Consider the following 14,753-nt stretch of genomic DNA (forward strand, 5'->3'; position numbering starts at 1 on the left):
GGTGGCCGACGGGTCGGGGATGGACTGGCTGCGGGCGCTGCAGGAGTGCCGGGAGCGTCGTACGCCCTGCGTGCTGGTGACCGTCACCGACGTGCGCGGCCACGCGCCGCGCGAGGCCGGCGCCAAGATGGTCGTCAGCGACGACCACACCTGGGGCAGCGTGGGCGGCGGCAACCTCGAGGAGGCGGCCGTACGACGCGCGCGCGGCCTGCTGCGCGGGCTGGCCCTGACCGGCGCCACCGCGCCGGTGACCGAGCGGCACACGCTGTCGGACAAGGTGCCGGTCGAGCACGGCGTGCAGTGCTGCGGCGGCGACGTGACCCTGCTGCTCGAGCCGATCCCGGTGCGACCGGCTGTCGCGGTGTTCGGCATGGGGCACGTCGGCTACGAGATCGCGCTGCTGCTGAGCCGGCACCCGCTCGAGCTGCACCTGGTCGACTCGCGTGCCGACCAGCTGGACGGGGAGCGGCTGGCTCCGGTCCTGGCAGGGCCGGCGGACGTGCGCGTGCACCAGGTGCCGGTGCTGCCCGAGCTGGTGGTCGCCGACCTCCCGCCCGGGACCCACGTGCTCGTCCTGACCCACGACCACGCCGAGGACCTGGCGCTCCTGGACGCGCTGCTCCGCTCCGACGTCCCGGGCACGATCGGGCTGATCGGCTCCTCGGCGAAGTGGACCCGGTTCCGGGCCAAGCTCGCCGACCTGGGCCACGCCCAGGAGGTCGTCGACCGGGTCCGCACCCCGATCGGCGACCCGGCCGTGACCGGCGTCTCCGGCAAGGCACCGGCGGTGATTGCGGTCTCCGTCACGGTCGAGGTCCTGGCGATGGTGGGCGCGGCGGTCAGTACGCTCGAACGGTGACGAGCGAGCTGACCCTGGACGAGACCGGATCCACCTCGGAGTTCGACCACGACATCGCGGTCTGGGCCGACGGCGACGGGTTCGCCGGCGAGATGGCGGATCGTTGGCGCGTCGGTGGTGGCCTCAACGGCGGCTACCAGCTCTCCATGATCGGCAACGCGATCCGAGCCGCGCTTCCCGACCACCCCGACCCGGTCGCGGTCAGCGCCTACTACATCTCCCCGGCCGTCGCCGGGCCCGCCACGGTCGTCGTACGTCCGCAGCGGGTGGGTGGCCGCACCGCCACCGTCGCCGCCGAGCTGCAGCAGGACAGTGACGTGCGGCTGAGCGTGCTGGCGACGTACGGCGACCTCGACGCGTTCCCGTCCGACGTGCGCACCACGGCCGAGCCCGTCGACCTCCCGCCCCGCGACCAGTGCGTGCCGAACACGTTGGCGCCCGACGAGATCAAGGAGATGGCGCCGTTCACCCAGCGGTTCGAGATGCTCTTCCACCCCGACGAGGTCGGCTGGGCGGTCGGCAAGCCCAGCGGCCGCGGGCAGATCAGCGCCTGGTTCCGCCTCGCCGACGAGCGCGAGCCGGACCCGCTGTCGCTGCTGATGGCGGTCGACGCGCTGCCGCCGGTGACCTTCGACCTCGGAATGATGGGCTGGGCGCCCACCGTCGAGCTGACCGCCCACGTCCGCGCCAAGCCCGCGCCCGGCTGGCTGCGCCTGCGTCACCGCACCCGCAACATCGCCGGCGGGTTCTTCGAGGAGGACTGCGAGGTCTGGGACTCCGCCGACCGGCTGGTCGCCCAGTCCCGCCAGCTCGCTCTGCTGCCCCGCTGACGCACCGGGGGAAATTGTCGCGAACTCGAGCGGGTGGCGACGAAATTCCCCGTTGCGTCGGTCAGTAGCTGACCCGGTCCTCCTTGGCGAGCCACGCGGCGAAGGGGGCGAAGTCGTCGGCGGACGAGCCCGCCTCGACCTTCATCTCCCAGCCGTCGCGGGGGCGCTCGAAGAGCTCGTAGAACTCACGGTCGTCGAAGCCGCCGCGGGCGGCGTCGTGGCGGTCGGCGGCGTAGACGACCCGGTCGAGCCGGGCCCAGAGGGCGGCGGAGATGCAGAGCGGGCACGGCTCGCAGGAGGTGTAGAGGGTGCAGCCGGCGAGGCTGAAGTCGCCGAGCACCGAGCACGCCGTACGGATCGCGACCACCTCGGCGTGCGCGGTCGGATCGAGGTCGCGGGTGACCCGGTTCTGCCCGGTCGAGACCAGCTCGTCGCCGCGCACGATGACGGCGCCGAACGGACCGCCGCCGCTCGCCACGTTGGCCGTCGCGAGCTCGACCGCGCGGGACAGCCAGCTCTCGGTCCCGTCGGGTCCGTCCCGTCCGTCACGTCCATCCCGTCCATCCAGGGTCGTCATCACTCCACCTCGCTCATCCGCTCGTAGGCCTCCGTGATCGCACGCACGCGCCGGCTGCCGGCCCGTCCGCAGGCGCCCAGCACGGCATCGGCGAGCACGCTCACCAGCGCCATCGGGGCGGCGTAGCTGTCGAAGGCCAGCGAGTGCTGCAGCGGGCACTCGAGCCAGATCGACACCTGGGAGGCATGCGCGACCGCGGTCGGGTCGCCGATGAGTACGACGGTCGCACCCGTCGCCAGCGCGACGCCCAGGAAGTCCGTGAAGCCCTTGGGCCGCCGCCGGAAGCCGACGACGACGATCACGTCGGCCGGTCCGAACCCGACGACCTCCTCGCCGGTCGTCTGCCCGGGCACCGGTCCGACCTGGACGTCGTCGCGTGCCTGCACCAGCTGCTCGCGCAGGTGCAGCGCGACCGGGTAGCTGTTGCGCCAGCCGACGACGAGCACCTTCTCCGCCATCGCGACCAGTCCGGCGACCTCGGGGATCCGTGGGTGCTCGATCGCCCGCAGGATCGCGCCCTGCTCGATCGTCGCGAGCGCCGCCGCGTTGGGCGCGCCGTCGATCCGGCGCGGTTCGCCGGCGCTGCGCAGTGCCCGGAGGTGCTCGCGGACCTCGTCGAAGTCCTCGAACCCCAGGCTGCGGAACAGCCGGCTCATCGTCGCCCGGCTGACGCCCGCGAGCTCGGCGAGCTCGGCGGCCCGGTAGGTCGCCAGGTCGTCGAGGTGCTCGAGCAAGGTCGCGGCCGCGCGTCGTTCCTGCGGGGTGAGCCCGTCGTGGCGTTCGGCGATCCGCTCGTCGATCCTCATGGCGCCTCTCTCCTGAGCATGCGTCCCCACGTGTGGTCGGGACGATCGGGGTCGAGCAGCCGCCCGCGGGAGGTGGTGTGGGTGACCGAGCCGCGGAACGTCCGTCCGTCGTACGCCGAGATCGGGTTGCGGTGCGCGAGCCGGTCGACGTCGACGACGAGCTCCGTGGTGGGGTCGTAGACCGCGAGGTCCGCGTCGGCGCCGACCTCGATCCGTCCCTTCCGGGTGAACCCCACGAGATCGGCGGTCTGACGCGACATCCAGCGGCTGACGTCGGCGATGCCGATGCCGCGGTCGCGGGCCTCGTGCGCGACCGCGGTGAAGCCGACCTGCAGCCCCGCGACGCCGCCCCAGGCCTGCTGGAGGTCGCCGCCGCCGGCGAGCTTGACCTCGGCCGTCGCGGGCGAGTGGTCGCTGACGATCGCGTCGATGAGGCCGTCGGTGAGGCCCTGCCAGAGCGCGGTGCGGTTGCCCTCGTCGCGGATCGGCGGGCAGCACTTGAACTGCGGCGAGGCGTCGGGGATCTGCTCGGCCGCGAAGCAGAGGTAGTGCGGGCAGGTCTCGACGGTCAGCGGCAGCCCCTCGTCGCGCGCGCTCTTGATGAGGTCCAGGGCGCGGGCGCTCGCGAGGTGCAGCACGTGCACCCGGCAGCCGGTCTCGCGCGCGCCGTCGACCAGCTGCCGGATCGCCTCGGTCTCGGCGGCGTCGGGACGGCTGAGCACGAAGTCGGCGTACGCCGGGCTCGGCGGGTGCGGCGCCCGTTCCAGCTCGCCCGCGTCCTCGGCGTGCACGATCAGCAGCCCGTCGAGCGCGGCGACCTCGGCCAACGCCGCCTTCAGCTGCACCGCGTCGAGCGGCGGGAACTCGTCCACCCCGGACGGTGCCAGGAAGCACTTGAAGCCGAGCACGCCGGCCTCCCACAGTGGCGCGAGCCGGCCCAGGTTGTCGGGTACGGCGCCGCCCCAGAACCCGACGTCGATCGCGAGCTCGTCGGTGGCGGCGGCCCGCTTGAGCTCGAGCGCCTCGACCGTCGTCGTCGGCGGCAGCGAGTTCAGCGGCATGTCGACCAGCGTCGTCACCCCGCCGAGCGCGGCCGCGCGCGTGGCGGTCACGAACCCCTCCCACTCGGTGCGGCCGGGCTCATTCACGTGCACGTGGGTGTCGACCACCCCCGGCAGGACGTACGACGCCTCCGGGGCCTGCCAGCCGCCCGCGTCGGCGTCGTACGGGCGGATCTCGGCGATCCGGCCGTCCTCGACCAGCAGCGTGGCCGGACGGAGCTCCCCGTCGACCAGCACCTGCCTGCCCGAGACCACCGCCACGTCCATCACGTCACCCGACGCCCACCCACGCGCGCGGCTCGGCCTCGGCGCCGCTGCGGGTCACGGTCGCGGAGATCAGCCCGTAGGGGCGGTCGGCGGCGAAGAACACCTCGCCCGGGTTGTCGAGCCCGAACGGCGCCAGGTCGACGAGGAAGTGGTGCTTGTTGGGGCACTCGATCCTGATCTCGTCGATGTCGGCGCACGCGTCCAGCGCCGCCGTCGCCATCGCGTGGATCGTCTGCTGGAGCGCCAGGCTGTGCGTGGTCGCGAAGGCGTCGAGGAGCGCGGCGCGCACCGCGTCGTAGGCGGCGTCGAAGTCGATGTCCTCCGTTGATCGAGCCTGTTCCTGTGAAGGTCGAGCCTGTCGAGACCCGTACCGCCAGGTCGCGGAGACGCTGGTGGCGAGGATCCGGTCGTCGGTCTCGGCGAGCGTGGTGAACCGGTCGCGCGGGAAGCCGTGGAACTCGCTGCCGGTGCTCTTGAGCACGACCAGGTCCTTCAGGCCGCCGAGCACGAACGCTTCGCCATCGACGCTGCCGTACGTCTGCACCCAGGCGGTACGGGTGTCCTGTCCTGACCGCACGAACGAGTGCCCGTTGGCAGCGAGCCGCTCCCAGGTGAACTGCTCGGCGGCGAACCAGGTGCCGGTGACCCACGGCTGCGCGGCCCAGTGCTCGGCGAGCACGAGCAGGAACGCCTCGGGGGAGGTGATCCCGTGCTCGCGGGCCAGTGCGTAGACGGAGTTCTTCTGGGTGTCGGTCGCGTGGACGTGGGTGTTGTCGCCCTCGGTGTAGGCGGTCGCGAAGTCGCCCCGCAGCTGCGTGGTGACGTTGAGGTCGTGCAGCACATGGACCTCGCTCGCCCGATCGACCTTGACGACCCGGCACTCGGCCTTGCCGTGCTGGAGGTCGGAGAGGACGTGGTCGGCCATCACGACCCTCGGTAGGTCGTGTACGCGAACGGGCTCAGCAGCAGTGCCACGTGGTAGTGCGTCTCTCCCTCGACGACGGTGAAGGGCAGCGTCACCACCGGGTACCAGGTCTCCCGGTCCTGCTCCTCGAACCACTGCCCGGTGGCGAACGTGAGCTCGTAGACGCCGGGCCCGAGGTCGGGGTCGAAACGCGCCCGGCCACCGACGTCGGTGGTGGCGGCCCCGATCTGGTTGCCGTCGGCGTCACTCAGGGTGACGAAGACCCCGGACGCCGGTCGCCCCCGCGCGGCGTCGAGGACGTGGGTCGAGCAGGTGCTCATGGGTTCCGCCTCATCCGAACAGCTCCTTCACGCGGAGGACCGCGATCTCACGCAGCTCACCCACCATGACGCCGTACTCCGTCGCCGGATCGTGGGTGAGCCGCTCCTGCAGCAGGGACAACAGCTCGGGGCCCGAGCGTCCCTTGGCGCGGACCAGGTAGATCCGCCCGAACTTCTCCTCGTACGCCGTGTTGCCGGCGCGCAGCTCGTCGGCGAGCACCGCGTCGGCGGGATCGACGCCGGCCTGCTCCCGGGCAGAGGCGGACGCCCCGGCCCCGGTGGCGCGCTCCCCGATGCGGGGGTGGTGGCTCAGGGCCTGGTCGACGTCGGCGTCGGTCCACCGCTCGGAGAGCTGCTCGGCAGTCAGGACCAGCGCGTCCACGTCGGCGTACGGCCGTCGGGCGATGATCGCGTCCACCCAGGCGTCGATGTCCGCACACGCCCGGACCAGGGCCGCCGCGTCGTCCGCGGGCAACCCGTTGAAGTCCTCGATGCGCAACCCGTCGCCCTCCTCGTGCCCGAGACTCCCGACAACCCTGCCGAAATGATGGTCCGGGAAGTGAAGGTACGCCGAAACGGACGTTGCAGGGGCGATTACCGGCGCAGGAGGCGGGTCCGGTTCATCCCGAAGACCCAGCGCAGGCCCGGGTGCTCGCTCAGCGACCACAGCAGGTCGGTGCTCGGCCAGTAGACGAGGTCCTCGGGCCCGGGAGGCGTCGCCCACCGGTGCGTCGCGAAGTCGCCGGGCTTTCCGACGTGCAGGTGCCCGTACGACGTCCGCCCGTGCGACGAGGTGACGAAGTAGGTGCCGTTCACCACCGCTGTGCCCTGCATCCGCGTCAGCTGGTCCTCGCCGTCGAGGGCCGGGCGCGAGATCCCGTCCTCGCCGACGGCGAGCAGACCGGTCGCCGCGTCGGTCGGGAAGCGCGCCAGCCGCCGGGTCTGCTTGCTGTTGCCGTACTCGCCGACGACGAGCGACGGCGGGTCGGTGCTGCGGTCCAGCGTCATGAACGAGAACCGCAGCCGGGTGACGCCTTCGTCGTTGGCGGAGCGGTAGGCGAACCGCACCGGCAGCACGTACTCGTAGCCGAACGTCTCCAGCCCGGCCCCCGCAGGCACCCGCATCACGTCCTCGGTGCGACAGGTCAGAAAGCCGCGGCCGGTCGCAGCGACGTGGAGGTAGGGCCCGTGCCAGACGATCCCGCCGGCGTGCGCCTTCAGTGGCTTCAGCGCCACCGTGGTCCCTGAGCCGGTCGAGGGGTCGGTGAGCGTCGGCTCGACGAGCAGCACGTGCCGGTACCGCTTCCGGTCGAGGTCGATGAAGCTGATCCGGGAGCCGTGGCTGCGCTTGGAGTACCAGGACGTCGCCAGCACGTCCCGCTCGACATCGGTGCGCACCGAGGTCGTGATGCCCTGGGGATACCAGAACAGGTCGCGCCGGTCGCGGCGCTCCCAGGTCAACGCCCGGTCGACGAAGCGGCCGAGCAACCGGGTGGAGGGCAGGTAGGTCCGCCGCATCCGCCGGTCCAGGTCGCCGAGGAGCCCGGTCATGCCGACCCGGCCGCCGCCGTGCTCGGCCAGCAGGTCGGCGAGCGCGTCGATCTCGGCGACGTTCTCCTCCGACCGCGTCAGGTGGACGCCGAAGGGCGCGGACTGTTCCACGGAGGAGATGATGTCACCGTGAGGGGCATCTTCTTCGACGAGGACGACGCGCGCGCCGCGGCCCTCGTGCTCGCCCGCGGCGGGTTCGAGGCGACCGTGGTCCGCGAGCGGCTGGCCGGCGAGGACGACGACGAGGACCACCCCTGGGCGGTCGTCACCGACGCCCCGATGATCCAGCTGGAGATGCTGGTCGAGACGTACGACGGCTGGCTGGACCTCGACGACGAGACCCCCGCCGCCCCCCTCCCCCTCCCAGACCAGCCGAAGCGCATCAAGCGCCCGCCGGTCGACCCGGTCGTCGAATAGCCCGCACTCATCGGTCGTCGAGCACCCGCGCTCATCGGTCGTCGAGTAGTCCGAGCCGCTAGGCGAGGGCGTATCGAGACGCGGTACGCCACGGCGTCTCGATACGTCGCTCGCTGCGCTCGCTCCTACTCGACGACCGAGCCGAGCTTCCCGGTCGTCGAGTAGCCCGAGCCGCTAGGCGAGGGCGTATCGAGACGCGGTGAGGTCGGAACCTGCGGTGAGCTGTTCGGTTGCGGCGTCTCGATACGTCGCTCGCTGCGCTCGCTCCTACTCGACGACCGAAATTCGCGGATCGGTCGTCGAGCAGCCCGAGCTCATCGGTCGTCGAGTAGCCCGAGCTCATCGGTCGTTGAGTAGCCCGAGCTCATCGGTCGTCGAGTAGCCCGAGCCGCTAGGCGAGGGCGTATCGAGGCGCGGTGAGGTCGGAGCCTGCGGTGAGCGGCTCGTTGCGGCGTCTCGATACGTCGCTCGCTGCGCTCGCTCCTACTCGACGACCGGAATTAGCGGATCGGTCGTCGAGTAGCCCGCGCTCATCGGTCGTCGAGTAGCCCGAGCCGCTAGGCGAGGGCGTATCGAGACGCGGTGAGGGTCGAGCGCGCTCGCTCTACTCCTCGACGACCGGGGCGGACGTGCAGGCGCCTGGTCCGCCGCGCTGCTGCTCGGCCTGGAACGCGACGCGGGGGCCGCCGTCCCAGTCCTCCTCGACGACGATCCGGTCGCCGTCGCGCTCGAGGTCGAACTCGCCGAGCTCGTCGAAGGGCCGAGCGGTGATCGGGTCGACGCCCTCCTCGATCAGCTCGGTACGCGCGTCGAGGTCGTCGTCGGCCGCGCCCTCGTCGTCGTACTGGAGGACCAGGCGGACGTCCTTCTCCTCGGCGAGGAAGAGGCCGCGCGCGACCATGCCGTCGCACAGCGCGTCGCCGTCCCGTGCGAGCCAGGCGATGTCGGGATCGTCCTCCGCGGCGTCGAGCAGGTCCTCGAACCCGCCGTCGTCGGCGAGGGAGTCCTCGTCGTCGGCGATGACCGCTGCGACGTCGAGCAGCGGCGCCTTGCCACGGGCCGTGGCGACGATCTGTTCGTCCTCGGCGAGCAGCACGTTGAGCATCAGCGGCACGGGATAGGTCCCGCCGACGGTGCCGTCGACATCGGCCGCGGTGAGGTCGACCGTGTAGACCTGCATCGTGCCGGCACTGCTGGTGGTGTAGCCCTTCTCCTCGAGGTCGTCGGCCAGTGCGCCGAAGTCGAGGTCGTCGTCGACCTTCCAGACCGTCGCGGCGCCGTCGTCCCACGTGACAGCGGCCTCCCACTCGACGGCGTCGGCGTTGAACGGCGCATCCTCGAGGATCTCGGCGTAGGCGGAGAGCTCGCTCTGGTCGACGTCCTCGTCGAGTCCGCTCACGGCGAACCGCACCTGGGCAGCGTCGGCCGGGAGGTACTCGAACGACTCCTCGACCTCCGAGCCGCCGCTGAGGAGACCGCACCCGGCGAGGGCGGGCAGGACCAGCGCGACGCCCACGAGGACGACCGGACGGCGGAGGTGGGGGCCGGGACGCATGGTGCTCATCATTACGCTGCACCACATGAGTGACGTCGCGGCACACCGGCTCCTGCTCGTCCACGCGCACCCCGACGACGAGACGATCGGCCAGGGCGCGACGATGGCGAAGTACGTCGACGAGGGCCGCGGCGTGACGTTGGTGACCTGCACCGCGGGGGAGATGGGCGAGATCCTGGTGCCCGAGCTCGAGCACCTGGCCGCCGACAAGGAGGACGGCCTCGGCGAGCACCGGCGCGGCGAGCTCGATGCAGCGATGAAGGAGCTCGGCGTCACCGACCACCGGTTCCTCGGGGGCTTCGGCACCTACCGCGACTCCGGCATGAAGTGGCACGACGACGGCCACGCCATCCCTGCGGATGACATCCACGACAACGCGTTCTGGCACGCCGACCTGACCGAGGCCGCCAACCACCTGGTCCCGGTCATCCGCGAGGTCCGCCCTCAGGTGCTGGTGACCTACGACGAGTTCGGCGGCTACGGGCACCCCGACCACATCCAGGCCCACCGGGTCGCGATGTACGCCGCGCTCCTGGCCGCGGCGCCGTCGTACCGCCGCGACCTGGGGGAGGCTTGGGACATCGCCAAGGTCTACTGGGCGGCGATGTCGAAGAGCCGGTTCCGTGAGGGGCTCCGCCGCCTGCGCGACGCCGGGGACGAGACGTCGTTCGAGGGGATGGACCCCGACGGCTACCTCCCGCCGTTCTTCCTCGACGACGAGGACATCACCACCCAGGTCGACGCCTCGGCCTACACCGAGCGGAAGATGGCCGCCCTCAGGGCACACGCCACTCAGGTCGCGACCGACGGCCCGTTCTTCGCGCTGTCGAACAACGAGGGCCAGCAGGTCTGGGGCCTGGAGATGTTCCGCCTCGTGAAGGGCACGCTCGGGCCGGTCGAGGACGACGGCTGGGAGTCCGACCTGTTCGCCGGCATCCCCGCCGAGTGACCTCGGGAGTCGTCGGGCGGACGGCGGTCGCCGTGCTCGCCCTCCTCGGCGGGGGGCTGCTCGGCACGTGCGTGCTCTTCCTGCACAGCTACTGGTGGGGGCTGGCCCTCGGGGTGGCCGCCACGATCGCCTGCCTGGTCGCCGTCCCCGGCGGCTGGTGGCGACGGCTGCCGATCGCGATCGGCTGGGACGCCGCCGTGCTCGGCCTGTCCTTCGAGCGGCCCGAGGGCGACTACCTGGTGGCCTCGGACACCCTCGGCTACCTGCTGCTCGCGAGCTGCGTCGTCGTGCTCTGCGGCGGCATCGTGGGCCTGCGACGGCACCCGTCCACCGAGCCGACGATTACCACGAGGCCTGGTCCGCTTTCCTAGGATGCACAGCGTGACCGTGCCGACCCCGCCCCAGGCGCCCGCCGCGCCCCCGCAGCAGCGTGAGCGGATGGGCGGCAAGATCGTCGTACTGGTGATCGTGCTGCTCCTCCTGCTCGTGGCCGGCGGCTACGCGCTGGCCCACCAGATCGCCGGCGACAAGGTGCCCCGCGGCACGACGGTATCCGGGGTCGACATCGGAGGTCTGACCCGCGCCGACGCGATCGCCGAGCTCGAGGACGCCTTCGGGTCCCGGGCCGCGGAACCGATCCGCGTCGAGGTCGCCGACTCGGCGGCAGGGTCCGAGACGCGCGGGGCCGACGTGCGCCCCGACGAGATCGGCCTGGCGATCGACTACGCCGCCACTGTCGACGCGGCGGGTGCCGGCGACAGCTGGAGCCCCGGCCGTCAGTGGGACTACTTCACCGGTGGTGACGACATCGAGGCGATCGTCGACGTCGACGAGACCCTGCTCTCCGAGCGACTGGCCGAGCTGACCGAGGGCCTCGGCGTCCCGCCCCAGGACGGGCAGATCACCTTCGAGGACGGGCGGGTCGACGTGGTCGACCCCGTCCCCGGCGAGGCGGTCGACATCGACGCGGCCGCCGACGCGATCACCGCGGCGTTCCTCGGCGACGAGGATTCCGCCGAGCTGACCGTGACGTCCGCACAACCCGACATCGACGAGGACGACGTCCAGGAGGCGCTCGACGGTTTCGCCAACCCGGCGATGTCCGCCTCGGTGACGCTGGTCTTCGGCAAGTCGGAGGTGCGGCTCCAGCCGAAGCAGTACGCCGGTGCGCTCTCGATGGTGCCGTCCGACGGCGAGCTCGTGCCTGAGGTGGACGCGAAGCGGATCACCAAGCTGGTCAAGGGCGCGACGTCCAGCGGTGAGCCGGTCGACGCCACCGTCGAGCTCGTCGACGGCAAGCCCAAGGTGATCCCGGCCAAGCCGGGTGTGGAGTTCGAGCCCGAGGACGTGGTGGAGGTCTTCACCGGTCTGCTCGCGGCGCCGGAGGGCGAGCGCACCGGCGAGGTCGAGGCCACCGTGCGCGAGGCCGACTTCACCACCAAGGATGCGAAGGCGCTGGGCATCAAGCGCAAGATCTCGGAGTTCACGACCTACTACCCCTACGCGGAGTACCGCAACGTCAACATCGGTCGCGCCGCGGAGCTGATCGACGGCACCATCCTCAAGCCGGGCGAGACGTTCTCGCTCAACGAGACCGTCGGCGAGCGGACGGCCGAGAACGGCTTCACCATCGGCTACGTCATCTCCAACGGCGTCCTGGTCAAGGACTACGGCGGTGGCGTCTCCCAGATGGCGACGACGACGTTCAACGCCATGTTCTTCGCCGGCCTCGAGGACATCGAGCACAAGCCGCACTCGTTCTACATCGACCGCTATCCGGAGGGCCGGGAGGCCACCGTGGCTTGGCCGACGGTCGACCTGCGCTTCCGCAACGACACCGACTACGGCGTGCTGATCCACGCCACCGTCACGCCCGGCACCTACTCCTCCCAGGGCGTCGTGAACGTGCAGATGTTCTCGACGAAGGTCTGGGACATCGAGTCGGAGACCAGCGGCCGCTACAACTACCGGGCACCGTCGACTCGTTACCTCCAGACCCCCGACTGCGAGCCGTTCACCGGCTACTCCGGCTTCGACGTCGACGTGACCCGGATCTTCCGGAAGCACGGCGAGAGCGAGATCGACCACACCGAGAAGTTCCACACGGCCTACACCGCTGCGGACTCGGTGGTCTGCGGACCGCCGCCGGGCCAGGGGAACTGAACGGTCACGCAGCCGCTGCGTAGATCGCTGCGCCGAAGAGGGCGCCGCCGGCGAGCAGCACGGTGTAGATCAGCCACCACCAGAGGCTGCCCTCGAGTGAGCCTCCCTTCCACATGGCGGCGCGCTCCTTCGCGACCTTCTTCGAGACCTTCTCCGGCTTCTGCAGGCCCAGCTTCTGCCGCACGTTCTTCTTGAGCGCCACCGCCATCGCCCACCAGGCCGGCAGCGCCATCGCCCAGAAGAGCACGCCGCAGACGATGAAGCCGACGTCGACCTCGTTGGCGCCGACGCCGAACCCGAACTCGAGGAAGTTCCAACCGAGCGACCCGAACAACAGACCCCACATCGGCAGCAGCAGCGCGGGCGCCCCGATCGACATCCCGACCCCGGACCCCACGAACATCGCGATCAGCATCAGCGGGATGCCGATCGCGATCAGCCAGCTCCCGTCGGGGCATGGCGCCGCTGCCACGTAGGTGCCGTCGCTCCCGCAACTGCCGCCGACGCCGGCAACCGCGCGCATCGCGAGGAACGCCCACGCCAGGCCCATGCCGGTAGCGAGGACCGAGCCGTAGACCACCAGGATCCTCACGTACGGCGGCTGGTCCCGCTGCTCCTCCGACGCCGACCCGCCTCGCGGGGCCCGCGCGTCGGGCAGCCAGTCGGACGGCGGCACCTCGGACTCGTTGGCCACGGGGTCACGCTAGGGCCCGAACGCCGTCCCGGTGGGGAAATCGGCATCCGGTAGCATGAGAACACGTTCTAGTTTTCCGAGGTAGGCGATGACGACGACTTCCACGCCCGCGGTCGCAGGCTGGTTCACGACCGGCGACGACCCGCGGCTCGTCGCGTCGCGCTGCACCACCTGCGGGACCCTGGTCTTCCCGCCGCCCCCACCCGAGGCTGCGAGCTTCTGCCGCAACCCGGCGTGCGACGGGGAGACCCACGAGCCCGCCGAGCTGTCCCGCACCGGACGGGTGTGGTCCTACACCGACGCGCAGTACCAGCCGCCGGCGCCGTACGTCCCGACGACCGATCCGTTCGAGCCGTTCGCGCTCGCCGCGGTCGAGCTGCCCGAAGGGCTGGTCGTGCTCGGTCAGGTCGCTGCCGGCTACGGCGTCGCCGACCTCGCGGTCGGCGCCGAGGCCGAGCTGGTGGTGGAGACGCTCTACGCGGACGAGTCGGGTGAGCGCACCATCTGGCGCTGGAAGCCTGTGGTGGAGCTCGGCGAGGAGGCCGACCAGTGAGCACAGCAGTGGCGGTCGCCGGCGTCGGCATGCACCCGTGGGGCAAGTGGGGGCGCCCGTTCGTCGAGTACGGCGTGCACGCGGCCCGTGCTGCGCTGGCCGATTCCGGCGTCGCCTGGAGCGACGTCGACTTCGTGGTCGGCGGGGAGACCGTGCGCAACGGCTACGCCGGCTACGTGGCCGGATCGACGTTCGCCTCGGCCCTCGGGTGGAACGGCGCGCGCATCGCGACGTCGTACGCCGCCTGTGCCACCGGCGCCCAGGCCCTCGACACCGCGCGGGCACGGATCCTCGCCGGTCTGTCGGAGGTCGCGCTGGTGGTCGGCGCCGACACCACGCCCAAGGGCTTCCTCGCGCCGAACGCGGGGGAGCGGTGGACCGATCCCGACTGGCTGCGGTTTCGTCTCCTCGGCATGACCAACCCGGCCTACTTCGCGCTCTACGCGCGGCGGCGGATGGACCTCTACGGAGCGACCAGCGAGGACTTCGCGCAGGTGAAGGTCAAGAACGCGAAGCACGGGCTGGAGAACCCCTACGCCCGCTACCGCAAGGAGGTCTCGGTCGGCGACGTCCTCGGGTCGGCGATCGTCTCGGATCCCCTGCACCTGCTGGACATCTGCGCCACCTCCGACGGTGCTGCGGCCGTCGTGCTGACCTCGCTCGACTACGCACGCAAGCACGGTCTCGTCGATCCGGTCCGGGTCGAGGCCGTCTCGACGGTGACCCCGACCTTCCCCAACACCGTCATCGACATGCCGTTGCTGGCGACCGACCACGCCGCCGGCGGAGCACCGGAGCGGACGTTCAAGGAGTCGATCGCCCAGGCGGCCTACGAGGAGGCGGGGATCGGCCCCGACGACGTCGACGTCGCCGAGGTCTACGACCTCTCCACGGCGCTCGAGCTCGACTGGATCGAGGACCTCGGCCTGTGCAAGCGCGGCGAGGCCGAGGTGCTGCTCCGCGCCGGCGACACCACCATCGGCGGCCGGATCCCGGTCAACCCGTCGGGCGGCCTGGCCTGCTTCGGCGAGGCGGTGCCGGCCCAGGCGCTGGCCCAGGTCTGCGAGCTCACCTGGCAGCTGCGCGGCCAGGCGACCGGCCGCCAGGTCGACGGCGCGCGCGTCGGCATCACCGCCAACCAAGGCCTCTTCGGCCACGGCTCCTCGGTCCTGCTGGCCCGCTGAGGACCCAGTCGTCGGTCGGCATGCGCCGTCTCGATACGTCGC

Annotated in this window: 17 protein-coding genes; 8 read left to right on the top strand and 9 right to left on the bottom strand. The window is 71.5% G+C overall.

The annotated features are described in order from the left end of the window. Position 1 precedes the first annotated feature (1 nt). Together xdhC and DJ010_RS14295 are read left to right on the top strand one after the other, a co-directional pair. On the top strand, positions 2 to 859 hold the full coding sequence (gene xdhC, locus DJ010_RS14290) for a xanthine dehydrogenase accessory protein XdhC (protein WP_245927565.1): 858 nt from the start codon (positions 2 to 4) through the stop codon (positions 857 to 859). After that, positions 856 to 1,689, top strand: coding sequence for a thioesterase family protein (locus DJ010_RS14295; protein WP_245927566.1), 834 nt, complete (start codon positions 856 to 858; stop codon positions 1,687 to 1,689). The genes xdhC and DJ010_RS14295 overlap by 4 nt, the downstream gene beginning before the upstream one ends. 61 nt (positions 1,690 to 1,750) lie before the next feature. Here the strand turns inward: DJ010_RS14295 and DJ010_RS14300 are convergent, their stop codons facing one another. The 7 genes from DJ010_RS14300 to DJ010_RS14330 form a co-directional block, all read right to left on the bottom strand. Continuing rightward, positions 1,751 to 2,266 (bottom strand): nucleoside deaminase, encoded by a 516-nt coding sequence (locus tag DJ010_RS14300; protein WP_109694898.1) that lies wholly within the window; start codon positions 2,264 to 2,266, stop codon positions 1,751 to 1,753. Then, entirely contained in the window at positions 2,266 to 3,072 is an 807-nt protein-coding gene (locus DJ010_RS14305) for a MurR/RpiR family transcriptional regulator (RefSeq protein ID WP_109694900.1), read from the bottom strand. The genes DJ010_RS14300 and DJ010_RS14305 overlap by 1 nt, the downstream gene beginning before the upstream one ends. Beyond that, on the bottom strand, positions 3,069 to 4,400 hold the full coding sequence (gene allB, locus DJ010_RS14310) for an allantoinase AllB (RefSeq protein ID WP_109695154.1): 1,332 nt from the start codon (positions 4,398 to 4,400) through the stop codon (positions 3,069 to 3,071). The genes DJ010_RS14305 and allB overlap by 4 nt, the downstream gene beginning before the upstream one ends. A 4-nt stretch (positions 4,401 to 4,404) precedes the next feature. Continuing rightward, positions 4,405 to 5,325, bottom strand: coding sequence for a factor-independent urate hydroxylase (gene pucL, locus DJ010_RS14315; RefSeq protein ID WP_211318798.1), 921 nt, complete (start codon positions 5,323 to 5,325; stop codon positions 4,405 to 4,407). Continuing rightward, entirely contained in the window at positions 5,325 to 5,645 is a 321-nt protein-coding gene (uraH, locus tag DJ010_RS14320; protein WP_109694904.1) for a hydroxyisourate hydrolase, read from the bottom strand. Before uraH ends, pucL begins: the two co-directional genes overlap by 1 nt. 10 nt (positions 5,646 to 5,655) lie before the next feature. After that, positions 5,656 to 6,144 (bottom strand): 2-oxo-4-hydroxy-4-carboxy-5-ureidoimidazoline decarboxylase, encoded by a 489-nt coding sequence (gene uraD / locus DJ010_RS14325; RefSeq protein ID WP_109694906.1) that lies wholly within the window; start codon positions 6,142 to 6,144, stop codon positions 5,656 to 5,658. Positions 6,145 to 6,239: 95 nt separating this feature from the next. After that, positions 6,240 to 7,307 (bottom strand): hypothetical protein, encoded by a 1,068-nt coding sequence (locus DJ010_RS14330; RefSeq protein WP_109694908.1) that lies wholly within the window; start codon positions 7,305 to 7,307, stop codon positions 6,240 to 6,242. An 18-nt stretch (positions 7,308 to 7,325) separates the two neighbouring features. Between DJ010_RS14330 and DJ010_RS14335 the strand changes: the two genes are divergently transcribed. Next, on the top strand, positions 7,326 to 7,613 hold the full coding sequence (locus DJ010_RS14335) for a hypothetical protein (RefSeq protein WP_109694911.1): 288 nt from the start codon (positions 7,326 to 7,328) through the stop codon (positions 7,611 to 7,613). Between the two features lie 604 nt (positions 7,614 to 8,217). Here the strand turns inward: DJ010_RS14335 and DJ010_RS14340 are convergent. Continuing rightward, complete coding sequence (locus tag DJ010_RS14340) at positions 8,218 to 9,168, bottom strand: hypothetical protein (protein ID WP_109694913.1); 951 nt, start codon at positions 9,166 to 9,168, stop codon at positions 8,218 to 8,220. A gap of 25 nt (positions 9,169 to 9,193) precedes the next feature. On the opposite strand from DJ010_RS14340, the gene mshB reads away from it, so the two are divergent. From mshB to DJ010_RS14355, 3 genes are read left to right on the top strand one after another with little or no spacing between them, the layout of a single operon-like run. Beyond that, positions 9,194 to 10,117, top strand: a complete 924-nt coding sequence (gene mshB, locus DJ010_RS14345; protein WP_109695156.1) for an N-acetyl-1-D-myo-inositol-2-amino-2-deoxy-alpha-D-glucopyranoside deacetylase — start codon at positions 9,194 to 9,196, stop codon at positions 10,115 to 10,117. After that, positions 10,114 to 10,488, top strand: coding sequence for a hypothetical protein (locus DJ010_RS14350; RefSeq protein WP_109694915.1), 375 nt, complete (start codon positions 10,114 to 10,116; stop codon positions 10,486 to 10,488). Before mshB ends, DJ010_RS14350 begins: the two co-directional genes overlap by 4 nt. 10 nt (positions 10,489 to 10,498) lie before the next feature. Continuing rightward, entirely contained in the window at positions 10,499 to 12,280 is a 1,782-nt protein-coding gene (locus tag DJ010_RS14355) for a VanW family protein (protein WP_158283022.1), read from the top strand. A 4-nt stretch (positions 12,281 to 12,284) separates the two neighbouring features. Here the strand turns inward: DJ010_RS14355 and DJ010_RS14360 are convergent, their stop codons facing one another. Next, the gene (locus DJ010_RS14360; protein WP_109694919.1) at positions 12,285 to 12,974 is read right to left on the bottom strand and encodes a hypothetical protein; all 690 of its coding nucleotides are present in this window, start codon (positions 12,972 to 12,974) and stop codon (positions 12,285 to 12,287) included. Positions 12,975 to 13,062: 88 nt separating this feature from the next. Here DJ010_RS14360 and DJ010_RS14365 point away from each other — a divergent pair, with 88 nt between their 5' ends. Both DJ010_RS14365 and DJ010_RS14370 read left to right on the top strand, forming a co-directional pair. Next, positions 13,063 to 13,527 (top strand): Zn-ribbon domain-containing OB-fold protein, encoded by a 465-nt coding sequence (locus tag DJ010_RS14365; protein ID WP_109694921.1) that lies wholly within the window; start codon positions 13,063 to 13,065, stop codon positions 13,525 to 13,527. Next, positions 13,524 to 14,711, top strand: coding sequence for a lipid-transfer protein (locus DJ010_RS14370; protein ID WP_109694923.1), 1,188 nt, complete (start codon positions 13,524 to 13,526; stop codon positions 14,709 to 14,711). Before DJ010_RS14365 ends, DJ010_RS14370 begins: the two co-directional genes overlap by 4 nt. Positions 14,712 to 14,753 lie beyond the last annotated feature (42 nt).

The sequence above is a fragment of the Nocardioides silvaticus genome (assembly GCF_003160695.1).
GTDB lineage: Bacteria > Actinomycetota > Actinomycetes > Propionibacteriales > Nocardioidaceae > Nocardioides > Nocardioides silvaticus.